General features: G+C 39.6%; 17 protein-coding genes, 1 other RNA gene, 1 pseudogene and 1 riboswitch. Of the genes and pseudogenes, 16 read left to right on the top strand and 3 right to left on the bottom strand.

Going from position 1 to position 19147, the window contains the following annotated elements; genetic code table 11:
• Positions 1-133: 133 nt before the first annotated feature.
• The 3 genes from OSJ91_RS17325 to OSJ91_RS17315 all read left to right on the top strand — a co-directional run bounded on the left by OSJ91_RS17325 (position 134) and on the right by OSJ91_RS17315 (position 1527).
• Positions 134-409, top strand: a complete 276-nt coding sequence (locus OSJ91_RS17325; protein ID WP_350299326.1) for a hypothetical protein — start codon at positions 134-136, stop codon at positions 407-409.
• Between the two features lie 69 nt (positions 410-478).
• A complete protein-coding gene (locus OSJ91_RS17320; RefSeq protein ID WP_350299325.1) occupies positions 479-847 on the top strand; it encodes a YppE family protein in 369 nt (122 codons plus the stop codon).
• Positions 848-924: 77 nt separating this feature from the next.
• Entirely contained in the window at positions 925-1527 is a 603-nt protein-coding gene (locus OSJ91_RS17315) for a YppG family protein (protein WP_485890137.1), read from the top strand.
• Positions 1528-1596: 69 nt separating this feature from the next.
• On the opposite strand, the gene OSJ91_RS17310 is transcribed toward OSJ91_RS17315, so the two are convergent.
• On the bottom strand, positions 1597-2046 hold the full coding sequence (locus OSJ91_RS17310; protein WP_485890136.1) for an Hsp20/alpha crystallin family protein: 450 nt from the start codon (positions 2044-2046) through the stop codon (positions 1597-1599).
• 141 nt (positions 2047-2187) lie between these two features.
• Here OSJ91_RS17310 and OSJ91_RS17305 point away from each other — a divergent pair, with 141 nt between their 5' ends.
• The 13 genes from OSJ91_RS17305 (at position 2188) to OSJ91_RS17245 (ending at position 17597) form a co-directional block, all read left to right on the top strand.
• Positions 2188-2952 (top strand): alpha/beta fold hydrolase, encoded by a 765-nt coding sequence (locus OSJ91_RS17305; protein ID WP_350299322.1) that lies wholly within the window; start codon positions 2188-2190, stop codon positions 2950-2952.
• Positions 2953-3076: 124 nt separating this feature from the next.
• On the top strand, positions 3077-5353 hold the full coding sequence (locus OSJ91_RS17300) for a DEAD/DEAH box helicase (RefSeq protein WP_485890135.1): 2277 nt from the start codon (positions 3077-3079) through the stop codon (positions 5351-5353).
• Positions 5354-5389: 36 nt separating this feature from the next.
• Positions 5390-6643 carry a ribonuclease H-like domain-containing protein gene (locus tag OSJ91_RS17295; RefSeq protein ID WP_485890134.1) on the top strand — a complete coding sequence of 418 codons (1254 nt, stop codon included), beginning with the start codon at positions 5390-5392 and terminating at the stop codon, positions 6641-6643.
• 456 nt (positions 6644-7099) lie between these two features.
• Positions 7100-7660, top strand: coding sequence for a CotD family spore coat protein (locus tag OSJ91_RS17290; protein WP_350299319.1), 561 nt, complete (start codon positions 7100-7102; stop codon positions 7658-7660).
• A 65-nt stretch (positions 7661-7725) separates the two neighbouring features.
• Positions 7726-8277 carry an SLOG family protein gene (locus tag OSJ91_RS17285; RefSeq protein ID WP_101222367.1) on the top strand — a complete coding sequence of 184 codons (552 nt, stop codon included), beginning with the start codon at positions 7726-7728 and terminating at the stop codon, positions 8275-8277.
• 203 nt (positions 8278-8480) lie between these two features.
• Positions 8481-8792: a cell division regulator GpsB gene (gene gpsB / locus OSJ91_RS17280; protein ID WP_061463822.1), complete on the top strand. Its 312-nt coding sequence runs from the start codon at positions 8481-8483 to the stop codon at positions 8790-8792.
• 80 nt (positions 8793-8872) lie between these two features.
• Positions 8873-9262, top strand: an RNA gene (gene rnpB, locus OSJ91_RS17275) — RNase P RNA component class B.
• A gap of 589 nt (positions 9263-9851) precedes the next feature.
• On the top strand, positions 9852-11000 hold the full coding sequence (locus OSJ91_RS17270; protein WP_485890133.1) for a THUMP domain-containing class I SAM-dependent RNA methyltransferase: 1149 nt from the start codon (positions 9852-9854) through the stop codon (positions 10998-11000).
• 194 nt (positions 11001-11194) lie between these two features.
• Complete coding sequence (locus OSJ91_RS17265) at positions 11195-11395, top strand: cold-shock protein (protein WP_034307871.1); 201 nt, start codon at positions 11195-11197, stop codon at positions 11393-11395.
• Positions 11396-11610: 215 nt separating this feature from the next.
• Complete coding sequence (locus tag OSJ91_RS17260) at positions 11611-13527, top strand: ATP-dependent DNA helicase (RefSeq protein ID WP_434547740.1); 1917 nt, start codon at positions 11611-11613, stop codon at positions 13525-13527.
• Between the two features lie 132 nt (positions 13528-13659).
• The gene (locus OSJ91_RS17255; protein WP_485890132.1) at positions 13660-15177 is read left to right on the top strand and encodes a carboxypeptidase M32; all 1518 of its coding nucleotides are present in this window, start codon (positions 13660-13662) and stop codon (positions 15175-15177) included.
• 250 nt (positions 15178-15427) lie between these two features.
• A riboswitch (purine riboswitch) is annotated at positions 15428-15529 on the top strand.
• 162 nt (positions 15530-15691) lie between these two features.
• Complete coding sequence (locus tag OSJ91_RS17250) at positions 15692-16291, top strand: xanthine phosphoribosyltransferase (protein WP_350299316.1); 600 nt, start codon at positions 15692-15694, stop codon at positions 16289-16291.
• Entirely contained in the window at positions 16284-17597 is a 1314-nt protein-coding gene (locus OSJ91_RS17245; protein ID WP_350299315.1) for a nucleobase:cation symporter-2 family protein, read from the top strand. Before OSJ91_RS17250 ends, OSJ91_RS17245 begins: the two co-directional genes overlap by 8 nt.
• A 374-nt stretch (positions 17598-17971) precedes the next feature.
• Here the strand turns inward: OSJ91_RS17245 and OSJ91_RS17240 are convergent, their stop codons facing one another.
• Positions 17972-18424, bottom strand: coding sequence for a chemotaxis protein CheX (locus tag OSJ91_RS17240; protein WP_485890131.1), 453 nt, complete (start codon positions 18422-18424; stop codon positions 17972-17974).
• 131 nt (positions 18425-18555) lie between these two features.
• A pseudogene (locus OSJ91_RS17235) lies at positions 18556-19030 on the bottom strand (transposase); the annotation flags it as partial.
• Positions 19031-19147: the final 117 nt, after the last annotated feature.

Genomic DNA, 19147 nt, shown 5'->3' with positions numbered 1-19147 from the left:
CCATTGTTGTCGAAGGGCATAATAAATTAAGTGAATTGCACTTTCTTTGCCGATTCCCTTCTAGTTTTGTCAGTCATGAAGGGCTTTCTGATAAAAAAAAGAATAGTACAGGTAAAGAATGGGAGGGATCAGCATGGTCAATAAAAGTGTCGCAACAGAGGAGATATTAAGGATGATAGCTGAGATCAGTACCAGCCTGGATCGTTTGGAAATTTCATATGGGGAAACTGTAAATACAGTGCGGTGTAAACTATGGGCGGAGCAATATACATTAGTTAACGAAGCCCAGGAAGCCATTGAGAAAGCCGAGGATTATTGGGTAAATGCTGAAGGTGTAAACCATTCCTTTTCCATTGTCCCGAAAAAATCAATAATAAAGAACAATGTTCTCACTGAATTGCACGTATAAGCCAGAAGAATATCATTTTATAATGAACTGGATTATAATAAGGTAAACAATTGTGCGGAGGAATATATTGTGCAAAAAGAAAAACTGCAGCTATTAACAGAACAATTAATAAAATTCACGGACCAAGCGGATGATATCTATGAGGGTGTACGGAAGGAAGGAAAGGAAAAGGATTTTTTTTCGGATGTCAAGCCGTTTGCAGACCAGGTAAGGACCGCATGCATCGAATGGGAAACCGGAATGAAGGAGTGGATGAAAGAATCCGAATTTAGGCATCTTTTCCCCGAGCAAATCGAACAAACCGCCCATAACCTTTCTGATGTGGCCGTACAGGCATTTTTCCCTAAAACAAGTTATAAGCGATTTAAAAGCCATGTTCAATCGGTGGAATTCATCCTTAATAATGTAAGAACGGAAATCAATCGGATTTTATCATAAAAATACCTACACTATATTACCCCTTTTTTCATATATTATCAGAACCATGTAATGAAAAAAGAGGAGGGCTCATTGACATGATGAGATCCGGTTTTAACCAAATCTCCCCAAATCAAGGACAGTTTCCTCAATCAATGACGGAATATTGGGGAGGGTACCAGCAGCCAATGCCGTATCCTCCGCCCAATAATCATAATCATGAACAACCATTTATGTATCCATATCATCTCCAGGATACAGGGGGCTATATGACACCATATCATGATCCTTATCAGCAAGCGGCCTATCATCCATTCCAATCAGTCCAGCAGCAGGCGATGCCTGTGGGAGCTTATCCTGGCAGCAGTGTAATGCAGCCAATGGCACAAATGCAGCCAATGGCACAAATGCAGCCAATCCAGTCCAATCAGCAGCCGCAAGCTTTTAGCCCGTTCGCAAATCCGTTACAGCCAGCTAAAAGACCTCCGCAAGGTCAGCAGCAGGCTCATAATCCATATCCTAAGCAGCAGTTCATGCAAAAACCCCAGCCATCGGGTTTCAAATCGGTCATGAATCAATTCAAAACACAAGATGGCTCGATGGATATAACGAAGATGATGAATACAGCTGGACAAATGATGAATACAGTTTCTCAAGTATCTTCAATGGTCAAAGGAGTTGGGGGCTTCTTCAAAGCTTAGATGGTGAATAAAGGAAAAGCAGACTTACAAGTGACCCAGCCACTTTTTTAAGTCTGCTTTTATTCATGTCTAATGGATTTCAATCCGATTCCCCCTGATTTTGGGTAGATGAAGCGTGAGGATGCCATCGCGATGTCGAGCGGTGACTTTTGCTTCATCAATGGGTTTTGGAAAGGAAATGGTTCTTGAAAGAGTACCTGCTGAAACTTCTTTTTGAAACATTCCTTGATTTTTATGTCTTCTATCTACTTGCTTTGCAGTTATGGTTACGGCATGGGCCAGTACATCAATTGATATTTGGCTGCGTGCAATTCCAGGCAAAGTGGCGGTAAGGGTATATTCTGAATGCGTTTCGTGAACATCAACCGGAAAGCTGCGTTCTTTCGCCGAACCGAAGAAATCGTCAAGAGATTGCAGCATGCCTTTAGGAGGCCTTTCGGAAAACAGCCGATCCATTTTGTTAATGAAATGGGTAAAGGGTTCTATTCTCCGATTATTATTTTTTTCAGAAGAGGTCATCGCGGTGCTCCTTTCTAAAAAATTCCTTTGCCTATAGGCTATGTGAGGAATTAAGAAATGTGAATGCACTGTTGGGTTTCAGATAAAGGACTATAGGGAATACCGTTACTGAATGATTAGAAAAGGAAATGAGGGATTTATATGACAGATAATGGCAAGCTTTCCTACATAGATACCGGGAAAGGAAATGAAACATTGTTGTTTATTCATGGATTTTGCGGAAGCCATGAATATTGGAGTGACATCATTGCTGAATTAAAGGATGAATACCGGGTTATTGCCGTTGATTTACGGGGGCATGGTGCAAGTGAGGTAATAGGGGAATCGTTCTCGATTGAAGATATGGCTGCTGATATTGCGTCATTACTGGACGAACTGGAAATCGGAAAGGTATATATGTTTGGTCATTCGCTTGGGGGATATATCACCTTGGCGTTCGCAGAAAGGTTTCCTGGGAAATTGTCTGGTTTTTCATTGGTACATTCTACGGCTTTGCCGGACGATGAAACTGGAAAGGCTGGGCGCTTAAAATCTGTCGAGAAAATCAAAAGTGATGGAATTCCAGCTTTCATTGACGGACTTATACCAAAGCTTTTCGCTAATCCCGAAGATTCCAATATTGAACAAACTAAGGAAATCGGATATAAAACCAGTGAAAGCGGTGCGATAGGGTCTTTACATGCCATGAGGAACAGAATAGACAGAAATCATGTACTCAAAGATACAAAGTTACCTGTTTTATTGGTTGCAGGTGAAGAGGATAAGCTAATTCCCGTTGAAAAAACCTTTTCTGTAAAAGGGAGCCATATCCATGAAGTTATACTTAAGGGCAGCGGCCATATGGGAATGCTGGAAGCTCCAAGCAGACTACTCGAAGAAATCATTCGCTTTGTTGAAGAGAATTAATTAAATGATAAAAGACCGAGCTGGAGACGGGATGTTGCCGTTTCCAGCTTTTTTTTTGAATAGGAAATAGTTTCCCTTTTGCATAGAACGTTCATTCGGTAGAATAGGAGTATGAGGTGGTTATATGAAACTGCGAAAAAATTTAAAGGAAGTTATTAAGGATTTAAAAACAAATGAGGATTTTAAAGATAACATCGTACATTGGCAAGTAATTGAAGCGAAAGAGGCGAAACATGTCCCTTTTCCCGCTGCAATGAATGATAAGATCAAGCATGCTCTTGAAATACGGGGGATAAATGGGTTGTACACCCATCAGGCAACTGCATTTGATACTGCTGTCAGTGGCAATAGCCTTGTGGCGGTCACACCAACAGCTTCTGGTAAAACATTATGCTATAATTTGCCGGTCCTTCAAAAGATACTGGAAAATGAAAAAACCAGGGCGCTTTATATATTTCCGACAAAAGCGCTGAGCTATGATCAAAAAAGCGAATTGAATGAAATGATTGATGAAATGGATGCTAAGATAAATAGTTATACATACGACGGGGACACACCTTCAAACATCAGGCAAAAAATTCGCCAGGCCGGGCATATCGTGATCACAAATCCTGATATGCTCCATTCCGGAATCCTGCCCCATCACACGAAATGGGTCTCTTTGTTTGAAAACTTGAAGTATGTGGTCATCGATGAACTTCATATTTACCGAGGCGTTTTCGGAAGTCATACAGCCAACGTCATAAGAAGGTTAAAAAGGATCTGCAAGTTTTATGGAAGCGACCCTGTATTCATCTGTACTTCCGCTACGATTAATAACCCAAAAGAGTTAGCAGAAGAGCTTACGGAAAAACAAATGGTCCTTATCGATAATAACGGAGCACCCAGTGGGAAAAAGCATTTTGTATTTTATAATCCCCCAATAGTCAATAAACCGCTCAACATACGAAGGAGTGCGGTTTTGGAAGTCAGGAAGCTGGCAAATGAATTTTTGAAAAATAAAATACAAACGATTGTTTTTGCGCGAAGCAGGGTTCGAGTGGAAATTCTATTGACTTATTTACAGGAACTTGTGTCAAAGCAATTGGGGCCAAAATCGATCAGGGGCTATCGCGGCGGATATCTGCCAACACAGCGTAGGGAAATTGAACAAGGCCTTAGGGATGGTTCCATTTATGGGGTAGTTTCCACAAATGCACTTGAGTTGGGTGTCGATATCGGCCAGCTCCAGGTTTGCATAATGACCGGTTACCCTGGATCCATATCGAGTGCCTGGCAACAGGCTGGGCGAGCAGGAAGAAGGCATGGTGAAGCTTTGATCATCATGGTCGGCAGTTCCAGTGCCCTTGATCAATATATCGTACAGCATCCCGATTATTTCTTTACCAGAAATCCAGAAACTGCAAGAATCAATCCGGATAATCTTTTGATCTTGGTTGATCATGTAAAATGTGCAGCATATGAGCTACCTTTTAAAAAAGGCGATACTTTTGGGAAAACAGAGATAATGGACGTTCTTGAATTCCTTACGGAAGAAAGGGTCTTACACCTAAATGGGGACAAATGGCATTGGATGAATGATGCTTTTCCCGCAAGCAATATCAGCCTGCGCTCAGCGGCACAGGAAAATGTCGTGATCATCGACCAAACGAATGCACCGGTTAATCGGGTCATAGGGGAAATGGATACGTTCAGTGCAATGACCCTTCTTCACGATGAAGCCATTTATTTACACCAGGGAATTCAATTTCAGGTGGAAGAACTTGATTGGGATGAAAAGAAGGCTTATGTACGTGAAGTCAATGTGGACTATTATACGGATGCTAACCTTGCTGTCCAATTGTCTGTATTGGAAGTCGATAAACAGCGAACTTTCGCTTCCACAACAGCTGCTTTTGGTGATGTCGCAATCAGGGCGATGCCCACGATCTTCAAAAAAATCAAATTCGAAACTCATGAAAATATTGGTTCAGGTCCAATCAGTCTCCCTGAGATGGAACTGCACACTAGTTCGGCCATGCTTTCCATGGATCCTGATATATTCAAGTGGGGCGAAAATCGAATAGAACAAGGAATGATAGGTGCGTCGCATGCGCTGAATTACATGATTCCGCTATACGTTATGTGCGATCCGCATGATATTCATGTTTATCCGCAGGTTAAGGCAGCACATAATGAAAAACCGACCATTTTTATCTATGATAGTTATCCGGGAGGCATAGGGTTAAGTGATAAAGTATATGAAAACTCTGAAGTCATTCTGCTGGAAACAATATCAATGATCGAAAATTGCACGTGTGAAAGCGGCTGTCCTTCCTGTATCGGTACGGAATCCGCAACGAAAACAGCCAAGAGTGATGCCAAACAATTATTAGGTCAATTTTGTAAGCAAAAACATTAATAGATTGCAGTGATATGTGAAAAGAGGTGTAATTTCATGTCTTTAAAAAATAAATTGAACCGTATGAAAACGCATATGAACCTAGGAAAACATTCTTCTCCAGTAGAAGAAGACCAGACATTGAATGAAGAAATTCCTTACTTTGAAAAGTGGCTGGAGAACGATACCGTTTCCTTTCATTTCGACGATGACTATTGTTTCATTAGGGAAGTCCGTTACCCTATAAATCACAAACACGGGTTATATGAATTTTCCGAGCTGAAAAAGGTCGTAAAAGAGTGGAATCAAACATCATTGGAGCATCCACTTTCCGCCAGGGGCGTTAAAAGTGAAGATCTGTTTTTCTTCGATACGGAAACGACAGGGCTAGGAGGCGGAGCCGGCAATACCATTTTTTTACTAGGGTATGCCTATTTAGAAGGTGAAGAAGTAGTCGTGAAGCAACATATCCTTCCGCAGCCTGGAAGTGAAATACCGCTTTATCAAAGCTTTCTGGAAAACATCAATTACGAAACGCTTGTCACATATAATGGTAAATCCTTTGATTGGCCCCAGCTAAAAACGAGACATACCTTGGTAAAGGAACATGTACCGAAACTACCGGAATTCGGACATTTCGATTTGTATCATGCTTCAAGACGCCTATGGAGAAACAAATTGGAACGAGTGAAATTATCAGCTGTCGAAACAGATATTCTAGGTGTACATAGGGAGGATGATATTCCTGGATATTTGGCACCGATGATTTATTTTGATTTTGTTGAGAGGAAGAATCCAGAAATACTGTTTGGAATCATGAAGCATAATGAATTGGATATCTTATCATTGATCACTTTGTATATTCATTTGTCCCGAAAAATCCTCCAAATCGATGGATATACGGAAGAGTCAATGGAAATTGCACGATGGCTTGCTTATTTGGGGAAAAAAGAGGAGTCAGTTGAGACATATCAAAAAATATTGGAATCGGGTAATGAGGAAGATCGGATATTAGCTGGCCATGCATTGGCCTTCCAGAAAAAGAAGCAAAAACAATTCGCTGAAGCTTTGGAAATTTGGAAGGAAGTCGCCTTAAAAGGGAATGTGCAAATAAGGATACAGGCACAGATTGAATGTGCAAAATTATACGAACATCAATTTAAGGACGTCGGTCATGCTCTAAAATGTTCAATAATCGCACATCAAGAGATGGTTAGGGAAGGGACCGCCCTGGGGAAAAAACAGTTGGAATTGGAAAAGAGGATCCGGCGGCTCGAAAAGAAAGAGGAATCAAAGGATATTTCTGTATAAGATAAGGACCGAGAATCTTCTTTTAGTGCAAAAGGCCGAAAATAAAAAATATGTATACAATTATTGTAGCCTTCAACTATTGTGTGTAAAATGGAAAGAGTTGAGGGTGAAATACCGAAGCGTTCATTTCATGCCTTTACATCATATAAAATTAAGGTGAAAGCGGAGCGGAGAAATGTATAAAACGACTTTATTTCTATTTTTTGTAGTCCTTTGTTTAACGATAGTTTTGTTTACTTCATTAAAAGACAGTCTCTATTCCTTTTTATAGAATATTCCTCATTTCATTTGAAGGTTAGCCAGATATAATAATGATAGTGTACTTATTGACAGCCATACATCGTTTTATACTTATTCTGTATAAATAGGTCATTTCATCAGTACACGTATCCCCTTTTTTTCATAGTCTGTAATGGTAAGACTAAACTTATCATGATGAAAGGGGACGTATTATAAATGTATTTTCGTAATTGTGGAGGAAATAACCCCAATGTAATGGGAGCATCCAACAATGTAATGGGTGCATCTAACAATGTAATGGGCGCATCCAACAATGTAATGGGAGCATCCAACAACGTAATGGGAGCATCCAACAACGTAATGGGAGCATCCAATGTAATGGGAGCATACGGGAACGCACCTGGAGTAATGGGCGCATCAACCGGTAAACACTCCAACGTAATGGGAGCGTCAGCTGGTAAAAACTCTAACGTAATGGGAGCCTATAGTCCATCTGCTGTATCTCCAGCGCAATATGGTCCAACACAAACATCTCCATCTCAAGTTGCCCCAGCGCAAGTCTCTCCAACACAGCAATATGTCAATACGAATGTATCGAACACAGTGATCCCTGTCGTTCATCCATCACATACTACAAATGTCAATAAACATGTGAACACGTTTAAGCATTATTTCCCGCATACTCAATCCGTGGTGAACGAGTGCTATAATCAACACTTGATTTGTGGAAGGCCGCCGCAAAACCCATGCTGTCCACCTAAGCATTTCGGATACTAAAAAATAAGGGCTTATTAAGCCCTTGTTTTCATACATAATCATGTTAAAAGGAGATTAGTCTAGCGATGAAGGTTTTGTATATGACGGGCTACAAAGCTTTTGAATTCGGGATATTCAAAAATGACCATGAAGCCGTAAAATATATAAAGAAAGCGATGAAGGAGCGTCTCCTGCCATTGGTGGAAGACGGGCTGGAATGGGTGATCATCTCAGGGCAGTTGGGTACGGAACTATGGGGTGCCGAAGTGGTGTTCGAATTACAGGAAGAATATCATCAGCTTAAATTAGGGGTGCTTACTCCTTTCCTGAAACAGGAAGAGTCATGGAACGAGACGAATCAAGATTACTACCGATCCATATTGGCCCGTGCCGATTTTGTTGAGTCCATTTTCAACAAACCATATGAAGGGCCACAACAGTTGAAAACCAAAAATAGGTATATGGTCCATAAAAGCGATGCCATGCTCATCATTTTCGAAGCTGAAAAAGAAGGATCAGCCCGATATCCTTATTTCGAAGCAATGAAAAAGGCGGAAACACAGCCATACCCCATCTTTCAGATAAACTTTGATGATCTGCAACTGGCTGCGGAAGAAGCCAGCTGGTCCGAAGAATGATGGAGTGAAAATAATTATGGATTAAAAGTTGTTTCTAAAGCATAATCATATTATGATGAAATTTAGATACAGATTTAATGGGATTACATATCGTTCTCTGAAACAGTAAGCTTACAAAATGGTGTTTCGTTGACAAACCCAAGCAGATTTGAAAAAATAATAAAAAGTCGATTGTATTGGCGAAAGTATTGAGGTGAAGTCTTATGCTATCCGATAAGATAAAATTAACGGCTAAAGATATTCTTGAAAAAGATTTTAAAACAGCCATGCGCGGTTATAAACCTGAAGATGTGGATCAATTCCTGGATCTGATCATTAAAGATTATGAAGTGTTCCATCAGGAAATTGAAGATCTAAAACAAGAAAATCTTAAATTGAAAAAACAAGCCGAAGAGAGTACAAAACGTCCAAATCAACCTGCTCCAAGTGCCACTCCGGGAACCACTAACTTTGATATCCTTAAACGGTTATCCAACTTGGAAAAGCACGTTTTTGGTAACAAGCTTTTTGACTGAGATTTTGCATTGTAAAAGTGAAAATGATTTTGGTATTGTGTTTTCGTGAATAATGGAGTATAATCAATTATGTTATGTTAACGTTTGGGTAATTGCTGCTGCATTTATGCAGTTGAGGAAAGTCCATGCTCGCACGGACTGCGATGTCCGTAGTGTTCGTGCCTGGCGAAAAAATAAGCTTGGGCAGCAATCTTGGATTGCTGACGGCTGGGAAAATGCCTAAGTCCTTTTGGATATGGCATGAATACCTATAAAAGTGCCACAGTGACGGAGCCTTTACAGAAATGTAAAGGGTGGAACGAGGTAAACCCCACGAGCGAGAAACCCAAATTAATGGTAGGGGCGCTTTCTTCCTTGGAATTGAACGAGGAGAAGGACAGAAGCACTTGCTTCTGTAGATAGATGATTACCGCCGAAGTACGAGACGCGAGTCGCTTGCAGTACTGAGGAACAAAACATGGCTTACAGAACGTTATCATATAACACCAAAAGCACAACTCTCCTTTTAAAAGGGGAGTTTTTGTTTATGGAGAATGCACTATTATAAAAAGATTGGGCATTTCCATTTATTTTTCGTTTTCTGAAACACGGCTGTGTTAAACTTAAAACTTGGCAAGTTTTTCATTGCGTTCGAATGATTAGGGAAATGGCTTAAATGAAGTCTGTCGGTAACGTTTTTAAAAATAGTGTTGGAATGTTAAGCATTTCTTTGATTCTGGGTATCCTATTTATAAAGGTTCCTTAACTCTTCTGTTAGCCCTAATATGAAGGTATCAAGATAGAACATCAAACTTCAGAACAATGGATGGGAAGCATACATAATTGGTTGGATGGCAGCGTGTATCCTAAGGTATTGAGTAAAGCTTTACTTCACGGTGATTAATACGCTACATGATCATGATATAAGCTAGGCAAACATTGGCTTACTGAAATATAAAAACGCGGTGGACCATAAGGTTTACATGTAAAAAATCAATGCCTGATTCTAAATACATAAATGAAAGAAATTCGGGAAAAGGTGCCATTGATTTGGATTAATGGAAAGAAGGTGCAGGATTAATGAAACAATTCGATATAATTGCAACATCAGCAATGGGATTGGAATCAATTGTTGCCAAGGAGGTGCGGGATCTTGGTTACGATTGTCAAGTCGAAAATGGTAAAATCACCTATAAAGGGGATCAATCCGCCATTGCCCGCTCTAATTTATGGCTGCGCAGTGCCGATAGGGTGAAAATTAAAGTCGCGGAATTCAAAGCATATTCATTTGATGAGTTGTTTGAAAAAACAAAGGCCTTGAATTGGGAAGATTTCTTATCAGCCGATGTCGAGTTCCCCGTGAGTGGAAAATCCGTTAATTCAAAGCTATACAGTGTCCCTGATTGTCAGGCTATTGTAAAAAAGGCGATTGTTGATAGATTGAAAAGTAAATATAAGCAAGTATCTTGGTTTGCGGAGACAGGTCCTTTGTTTAAAATTGAAGTGTCTATTTTAAAAGATGTAGTGACACTTACCATAGACACTTCAGGTGCTGGTTTGCATAAACGGGGTTATCGTACAGGGCAGGGAGAGGCGCCCCTAAAAGAAACATTGGCGGCTGCGTTAATCATGCTGACCAATTGGAAACCGGATAAACCTTTCATAGATCCATTTTGTGGATCTGGAACGATTCCCATCGAGGCGGCCTTAATTGGGCAGAATATAGCACCTGGGTTTAACAGGGAATTCGTTTCTGAAACTTGGTCATGGATGGACAGCAAGGTTTGGGATGAAGCGCGGATTGAGGCTGAAGATTTAGCCGACTATGATCAATACTTGGACATAACCGGTTGTGATATTGACCATCGAATGGTCGATATAGCTAAAGCGAATAGTTTTGAAGCCGGTCTGGGTGATTTGATTGAATTCAAACAAATGCAGGTAAGGGATATCTCGACCAGGAAAGAGTATGGTGTCATTGTCGGGAACCCGCCTTATGGAGAACGTCTAGGTGAGAAAAAAGCGGTAGAGCAGATGTATAGGGAAATGGGCCAAGCCTTCAAGAAGCTTGATACATGGTCGGTATACATGATTACCTCCAATCCTGACTTCGAACAGCATTACGGTAAGCCTGCAACGAAAAAAAGGAAATTGTTCAATGGTTTCATCCGTGCCGACCTTTATCAATATTGGGGGAAAAGGCCGCCAAGGCAGCCTCAAGGTGAATGAGTAGGTAGAATATAATGGAGGATTTTTGCTAGTCAGGACGATTTATTCATAATAGGTTCCAGTCTTGCTTATCATTTCCTTTTCTGTTATTCTAATAATGAATTATTTTTGTTCAGATTTAAGGAATACCTTAATATTCTTTTGAGCAAGGATAGTAATATAATGTGTGGAGAACACACTAGGAGGCAACAAAAATGGAACAAGGTAAAGTAAAATGGTTTAACGCAGAAAAAGGTTTTGGATTCATCGAACGTGAAGGTGGAGACGATGTATTCGTACATTTCTCAGCTATCCAAGGCGAAGGTTTCAAAACACTTGAAGAAGGCCAAGACGTTACATTTGATGTAGAACAAGGTCAACGTGGACCACAAGCATCAAACGTAAACAAAGCTTAATTCAACCCTATATTACTTACAGACAGGCTCTCTTGGAGCCTGTCTTTTATTTTACGAATCGGGCAACCAGACAGCATGCATACATACATATTACCTTTCATTCTGATAATAGGTAAATATCTTGACTACTAATGTGAAATAAAGGATAATATACTTTTGCCTAAGATAATAATGATTCGGATTCTATATAATGATGATAGATAAAAGGGGAGACCATGATGCTTAAAACACTGCCTTTTTCGGTAACAAAGGAAGATTCTTTTTACGATAAGCTTTCAGAATGGATCGGTGATGTTTTTTACGATATTCTTCCCGAAAAAGGATTTGAGCTGCGTGACGAACAAATCTTCATGGCTTTTCAGTTAGAAAAAGCTTTTAAAGAAAAAAATGTAAGTTTTGCTGAAGCAGGGGTAGGGACCGGTAAGACTTTGGTCTATTTACTATATGCGATTTGTTATGCGAGATATACGAATAAACCGGCAATTATTTCATGTGCAGATGAAACGTTGATTGAACAGCTTGTCAAAGAGGAAGGCGACATCCAGAAAATCAAGAATGCTTTAGGTATTGAAGTGGATGTTCGGCTTGCCAAATATCACGATCAATATGTATGTCTTAAGAAATTGGATTATGCTGTGAATCATGAGGATTCAGAAGGGATAGATCAGCTCTATGATGAACTTCCCAAGTTTGTTCATGATAACTCATCCATGAACGCCTATACAGCATATGGAGACCGTAAACAGTATCCATATTTAAATGATGAAGACTGGTCTAAAGTTGGCTGGGATCAGCTTCAAAACTGTTTTACTTGTGATAAACGCCATCGTTGTGGGCAAACCCTATCACGGGACCACTATCGAAAATCAAGTGATTTGATCATTTGTTCACATGACTTCTTCATGGAACATGTATGGACTAAGGAAAAGCGTAAGCGTGAAGGACAGTTACCATTACTGCCTGATCATAGCTGCGTTGTCTTTGATGAAGGTCATCTTTTGGAATTTGCTGCTCAAAAGGCTTTAACTTATAAAGTTGGGGAACAAACCCTTGCTTCGGTTCTGGAATTGCTTACAGCCAATCAGGTTCGTGAAGAAACCTTATACATCATCGAGGACTTAATCGATATCAATGAAGAATTTTTTGATTTGTTGGATGAAAAAGCGATACATGTCAGCGGATCTAATCGTTATGAAATCCCGATGTCAAAAGAAATAACAAACTTTGCCCAAAAGCTTCATAAAAAGGTTGAAGAGTTAGAGGAGAATCTTGTTTTTGAAGCGGAAATGTACACGATCAATGATTATGATTTAAAAGTGACGGAAGAGTATTTAGAGCAGCTGGGCTACTCACTTTCTCTATTTGTGAAGGATGAACAGGCTGTTTCCTGGTTTGAAGAAAATGAAATGACCAAAACATTGGTCATCATGCCAAGGCTTGTGCAGGATATCTTGTCTGAACAGGTATTCTCGAAAAAAATCCCTTACATTTTTTCATCGGCAACATTATCGGACAATAAATCCTTCCAATATATTGCAGATAGTTTAGGGATAGAAAAGTATGACAGCTTTTCCGTTGAATCACCATTTGATTACGATGAAGTCATGAAAATGAACATGCCGGTCTTCGAAAATGGAGATCAATTGGCAAAACTTCAATATACAATGAAGACAATTGAGGAAAATGAAGGTCGAACACTAGTGTTATTCCATTCAAAAGAAGAATTGCAATGGTTCAAGGAAAACTGCCCAATATCATCTTATCCATTTTATTTTGAAGGGGAAGCGGAAATCAGCGAGCTTGTTAAGAAGTTCCAAGAGGATGAGCAATCTGTCCTTTTCTCCTATCATTTATGGGAAGGTCTTGATGTACCAGGCCCTTCATTACAAAATGTAGTGATACACTCGCTTCCATTCCCGCCTCGCGATCCGGTTTTCGAAGCCAAACGTAACTCGGTTACCGATGCATTCGAAGAAGTGGATCTTCCATACATGCTCCTTCGATTGCGCCAGGGAATAGGGCGTTTGATCAGGACGAGCAATGATTCGGGAACCGTCCAGATTTTGATTGAAAAGGATCTTTCGGAACATGTGAAAGAGAAGATTGTATCCATTCTTCCTGTAACGATTTAAATAAAACCCAATTCATAATGAGAGCCAAGGGAACCCCTTGGCTCTTTTTATTTGAATTTATTAATCGGAGTGGTTCTGATATGAAAGTCTTTTGTATAATATGGTAAAGTGTAGTTGGAAGGAGCAGTGAATATGAAAAAAAAGGGTATAGAACTGATAGAAAAAGAGTTTAAAGAATATGTAAAGAAAATCTCGGCTTATAATGAAGCTCTCGCGTTAATTTTTTGGGATTTGCGTACAGGTGCACCTAAAAAGGGAGTTGAGCAGCGTTCCGAAGTTATCGGTATGCTTTCATCCGAAGTGTTTAATATGAGCACAAGTAAGGAAATGGAATCCTTCATTGCAGAACTTTCGATGGATGAAGCCATTCTTAGTGAATCGATGAATAAGATGGTACAAGAGTGTAAAAAAGAGTTTGAAAGGAATAAGAAAATTCCTGCGAACGAATATAAGGAATTCGTCATTTTACAATCGCGTTCTGAAAGTGCATGGGAAGAGGCAAGGGAAAAAGCTGATTTTTCTTTATTTCAACCTTATCTGGAGCAAATTGTAGCATATACCCGCAGGTTCGTAGAGTACTGGGGATATGAAGGGACGAAATATAATACCCTTTTAGACATATATGAACCAGGCATGACTGTAGATATACTTGATGGCGTATTCAGTGAGCTTCGGTCGAGGATCGTACCTTTGGTAAAACAGATAGCAAAAAGCGAACATAGACCGGAAACAGCGTTCCTATATAAAGAATTTCCAAAAGAAAAACAGCATCAACTCAACTTGGAAATTTTAAATCAGCTAGGATACGATTTCAAGGCTGGCAGGCTTGATGAAACAGTTCACCCTTTTGAAATTAGAATAAATAGGGGCGATGTCCGGGTGACGACCCGATACGATGAAAATGATTTTAGGGGGGCAATCTTTGGTACCATTCATGAATGTGGACATGCCATTTATGAGCAGAATATCGCCGAAGAGTTAACCGGAACACTTCTCGATAGCGGGACATCAATGGGGATCCATGAATCACAATCTTTGTTTTTCGAAAACTTCATTGGACGGAACCATAGCTTTTGGAAAAATAAATTTTCCTTATTAAAAGAATATGCTCCCGAACAATTCCAAGATGTGACGCTGGATGAATTTTACCGGGGCATTAACGAATCAAAACCATCGTTCATCCGTATTGACGCAGATGAACTGACGTATCCTCTACATATTATGATTCGGTATGAACTGGAAAAGGCCCTCTTTAATGGGGAACTTGAAGTGAAGGATTTACCGGAAGTCTGGAATGAAAAATACAAGGATTATTTGGGAATTGTGCCTGAAAATGATGCAATGGGCGTGTTGCAAGATGTACACTGGGCAGATGGCAGCTTTGGTTATTTTCCTTCTTATGCATTGGGATATATGTATGCAGCCCAAATCAAGCAATCGATGCTTAAAGATTTGCCTGATTTTGATGAACTGTTGGAAGCGGGTGATATTGAACCAATCAGGAAATGGCTTAATGAAAAAATACATAAATACGGAAAAACAAAAAAGCCTCTGGAGATTTTGAAAGAAACGACAGGGGAAGGCTTGAATGTTCAGTATTTGATAAAGTATCTTGAAAATAAATATAAAGAAGTTTATAAAATCAAATGAATCAAAGAAGAAGGACTTGGATTAATCTCAAGCCCTTCTTCTTTTTTATGGGTTGCTACAAAAACGCATGGTATAATACCAGTAAAATGGAATATGATGTTTTTTTGATAGGAAATCCAAGTTATTTAGGTTTGGTGATTTCGCAATTTTCTAATAATACGAATAATGATTTATTTTTCTAATTTAAAGTTCGGTTTTTTATTAAAAATTACTTTTCAAATAGGGTCAGCGTTGGTATAATTCATATATTAATAAAATATAATGTTTCACTCGTATAATAGCAGGGATATGGCCTGCAAGTTTCTACCGGATTACCGTAAATAATTCGACTATGGGTGAGTAATAGATCTTGTTGCGTAAATGAAGGCTTTTGCTGATTCATTTTTCATTCGTGCCCAAGAAGTATTGCTTCACTCCAAAAAAGTGCCGCAATGTTTCTTGGGCTTTTTTATATGCCGGGAAATAATTGTATGGTTTTTGGGTCAATAAACATCCGAGATTGGGAGGAACCTTCATGCAACTTTTAAAGGAAAAAATCTTGTCCGAGGGTCAAGCTTTATCAGAAGATATTTTAAAAGTAGATTCATTCTTAAATCATCAAATGGATCCTTTGCTAATGAAAGAAATTGGTAAAGAATTCGTTAAACGTTTCGAACACAAGGAAATCACGAAAGTGCTGACAATTGAATCATCAGGCATTGGTCCTGGTTTGATGGCTGCTTTGGAATTGGAAGTTCCGCTCATTTTTGCCCGTAAACGTAAATCACTTACTTTAACAAATGATTTAGTGACGGCATCCGTTCATTCCTTTACAAAAAAAGAAACCAATACCATTACGGTTTCCAATAAATATATTGAAGCTGGAGATAAGGTCTTGATCATCGATGACTTCCTTGCGGTCGGACAGGCAGCCAGGGGCTTGGTGGAAATCTGTAAGCAGGTTGGAGCAGAAGTGGCCGGAATCGGCATCGTGATTGAAAAAGCATTTCAAAGTGGTGGTAAGGATCTTAGGGAACAAGGTTTCCAAGTGGAATCACTTGCACGAATTGCTGAGTTGAAATTCGGTGAGATAACGTTCGCTGAGGAAAAGGAAGGAGCAGCCGTCAATGTCTAATCAATCACCATTAAAAGTTGCTTCCTTAGGATTACAACATGTTCTCGCCATGTATGCCGGTGCAGTCGTCATTCCATTGATTGTCGGTGGGGCGCTGGGATTGACTGCAGCGCAGTTAACTTATTTAGTTTCGATAGACATTTTGATGTGCGGGATAGCAACTTTATTGCAAGTGTGGAAAAATAAATTCTTTGGAATAGGGCTTCCGGTCGTCCTAGGCTGCACATTTACAGCAGTTAGCCCGATGATTGCAATTGGTACGCAATATGGAATCAACTCCATTTATGGATCTATTTTGGCGTCGGGATTGATTGTCATTATCATTAGTAAGTTCTTCGGAAAACTGGCAAGGTTCTTCCCGCCCATTGTCACTGGATCGGTCGTTTTGATTATTGGCATTACGCTCATTCCTGTTGCCATCAACAACCTTGGTGGAGGCCAGGGAGCTGCTGATTTCGGAGACTTGAACAATGTAGCTCTTGGTTTTGGAACTTTGTTATTCATCATATTCATGTATAAATTCTCGACGGGATTCCTACGCTCCATTTCTATTTTATTGGGGCTGTTAGTCGGAACCTTTGCGGCCTTCTTCCTTGGAAAAGTGGATTTTAGCTCAGTGGTCAGTGCCAATTGGCTGCATATGCCACATTTTTTCTACTTTGGAACTCCGACATTTAACGTCACGGCAATCATTACAATGACATTGGTGGCGATCGTAAGCTTGGTGGAATCGACTGGTGTTTATTATGCCCTTGGTGAAATCACGGACAAAGAGATTTCAGAAGACGACCTAGCTCGCGGATATCGTTCTGAAGGACTTGCCATCATGATTGGCGGTTTGTTCAATGCGTTTCCGTATACAGCTTTTTCACAAAATGTCGGCTTGATTCAATTGTCAGGCATTAAAACAAGGAATGTCATATACACAACAGCCGGCATTCTCATTTTCATAGGTTTTGTTCCGAAAATTGGTGCATTCACGACAATTATCCCTTCATCCGTGCTTGGCGGTGCAATGGTTGCGATGTTCGGGATGGTAATTGCCGCTGGAATTAAGATGTTGAGCAAAGTGGATTTTGCTTCTCAAGAAAATTTATTGATCATCGCTTGTTCAGTAGGTATGGGACTTGGAGTGACGGTCGTTCCTGAGCTATTTGCGCAAATTCCGGAAAGCTTTCAAATCTTAACGGAAAACGGTATTGTAGCCGGAAGTTTGACAGCCATTTTCTTGAATATTGTCTTTAACATCGTCCCTACAAAAGGTAAAATGAAGGAAACGCGTATTGAAGGGCAAAATGTAGCCTGATTAAAAATAGTTTCGGTATACTTGATAGATTCACCCATTAAATGCCCAAATTTCTCAGGTGATGAGGATTTTGGGCATTTTTTCATTTAGGATATCTTTGATAATGAAATTGGCGTTTTGTCAGATAAAAGGAAACTCTCTTCACTTTTTGAATATATTGATAGTATATGTTCAGGAAAGTAGTGATAGGGATGGAGAAAAAATATTGTATTCATTGTCGGACCATTCTAAGCCAGGAATATAGGTGCAGTGTGTGTGGAAAAGAGGAGTTTCAAAATATCATTATACAAGTGCAAAATCAATCTTCAGTAAAGAAGGAAGAATGAAAGTGCCCCCTTACCGATTATAGGTAAGGGGGTTTTATTGTTTCGTGATTACATTTCGATCATAAAGATGGTCTGAAGAGTACCAACGCCTTCCAATGAAATGGGTAAATGGATTGCTTCATGAAACCCATACATTTTGGTATTGCCCACAATGACGGTGGGCGGTGTAATATCAATCAATGCATTCTCTCCTGCTAAAGAGGTGGCAATATTACCGGCAAGCATGTTACCGAATTCTGCTGCAAAAGATTCAAGCATTTCACCTTCTAACGGCATGCCAAACATACTTTCACCTATTTTACTCATGCATCCGTTAGTCCCCTCAATCATTATTCTCCCACGGATATCTCCTGTCATGCCAATAAGGACGCTAATGGATTCCTGTTCGAAAGGCTGTCTTATGAGGTAAGGCTTTTGAATGTCCAAAGTGAAAGGAATAACGGACTTAACGGCCTGGATGGTTCCATTTAACAATTTTGTGATTATAGTGTTGATTTCCAATTTCGTTCCTCCGCTTGTATGGGTATGTTCTCTATTTTATCAAATTTATAGTCTTTTTTACCTATTGATTAAGAAAAAAAGAAAAAATATTTTAAAACCCCAATAAATATAACCATATAGCTATAAAGCATAAATGACAGTTTGTAATGGTTTTCACGATCTTGATTTATTTCATCTTGAAGACGTCCTTGATACGCTCGTGTTTCTTTGTGAACGATTTTCTTTTCAAATTTCCACTTATTCGCACTGGCTTTCACATGTGTGGAATCGACCAATACATGCTCTGCACTTATTAACTTTCTATCAGCAGCTTGTCATTAAGGTACGATAGCAAATCTGTTCATTCAAACAGGTCTGTATCTTTAAAGCGTCGTTCAAAAATTTTCCCGAACGTTGAGAAATGAGGGACTTTTATCATGGAAACCATAGCCTAAGAACCAACGGTAGCCATATTTGTTTCAGCTTCTTCAATTGTTTTACGCATGGAACGACTTCCGTAGGTATATTGAATAAAAGTCAGTTTAACTAATATAACTCTGGCACCAGTTGATCTAAAGTAATCATTTCAAGTTGATCTTGCTGAATAAAATCATGTTTAGAAAGCATCCTCATCACCTCAAGTTTTAATCATTCTATTTTAAAACAAAAAAGACTGTAGGCAAAAAGAGTTCTATCTAAATTTTTTAAACATAGTTGATTGGAGCGGGTGTGCGAGACTCCTGC

This window comes from Bacillus sp. T-10(2022), assembly GCF_056502895.1.
Note: the sequence above shows the minus strand (reverse complement) of the source record. Positions and strands in the feature narration are given on the sequence as shown.

Excerpts from the sequence above, each read along its gene's own strand:
- OSJ91_RS17325 (WP_350299326.1), top strand. The coding sequence starts at position 134 with ATGGTCAATAAAAGTGTCGCAACAGAGGAGATATTAAGGATGATAGCT.
- OSJ91_RS17270 (WP_485890133.1), top strand. The coding sequence starts at position 9,852 with ATGAAACAATTCGATATAATTGCAACATCAGCAATGGGATTGGAATCA.
- OSJ91_RS17250 (WP_350299316.1), top strand. The coding sequence starts at position 15,692 with ATGCAACTTTTAAAGGAAAAAATCTTGTCCGAGGGTCAAGCTTTATCA.
- OSJ91_RS17285 (WP_101222367.1), top strand. The coding sequence starts at position 7,726 with ATGAAGGTTTTGTATATGACGGGCTACAAAGCTTTTGAATTCGGGATA.
- OSJ91_RS17260 (WP_434547740.1), top strand. The coding sequence starts at position 11,611 with ATGATGCTTAAAACACTGCCTTTTTCGGTAACAAAGGAAGATTCTTTT.
- OSJ91_RS17265 (WP_034307871.1), top strand. The coding sequence starts at position 11,195 with ATGGAACAAGGTAAAGTAAAATGGTTTAACGCAGAAAAAGGTTTTGGA.
- OSJ91_RS17300 (WP_485890135.1), top strand. The coding sequence starts at position 3,077 with ATGAAACTGCGAAAAAATTTAAAGGAAGTTATTAAGGATTTAAAAACA.
- OSJ91_RS17305 (WP_350299322.1), top strand. The coding sequence starts at position 2,188 with ATGACAGATAATGGCAAGCTTTCCTACATAGATACCGGGAAAGGAAAT.
- OSJ91_RS17295 (WP_485890134.1), top strand. The coding sequence starts at position 5,390 with ATGTCTTTAAAAAATAAATTGAACCGTATGAAAACGCATATGAACCTA.
- gpsB (WP_061463822.1), top strand. The coding sequence starts at position 8,481 with ATGCTATCCGATAAGATAAAATTAACGGCTAAAGATATTCTTGAAAAA.
- OSJ91_RS17245 (WP_350299315.1), top strand. The coding sequence starts at position 16,284 with ATGTCTAATCAATCACCATTAAAAGTTGCTTCCTTAGGATTACAACAT.
- OSJ91_RS17310 (WP_485890136.1), bottom strand. The coding sequence starts at position 2,046 with ATGACCTCTTCTGAAAAAAATAATAATCGGAGAATAGAACCCTTTACC.
- OSJ91_RS17315 (WP_485890137.1), top strand. The coding sequence starts at position 925 with ATGATGAGATCCGGTTTTAACCAAATCTCCCCAAATCAAGGACAGTTT.
- OSJ91_RS17290 (WP_350299319.1), top strand. The coding sequence starts at position 7,100 with ATGTATTTTCGTAATTGTGGAGGAAATAACCCCAATGTAATGGGAGCA.
- OSJ91_RS17255 (WP_485890132.1), top strand. The coding sequence starts at position 13,660 with ATGAAAAAAAAGGGTATAGAACTGATAGAAAAAGAGTTTAAAGAATAT.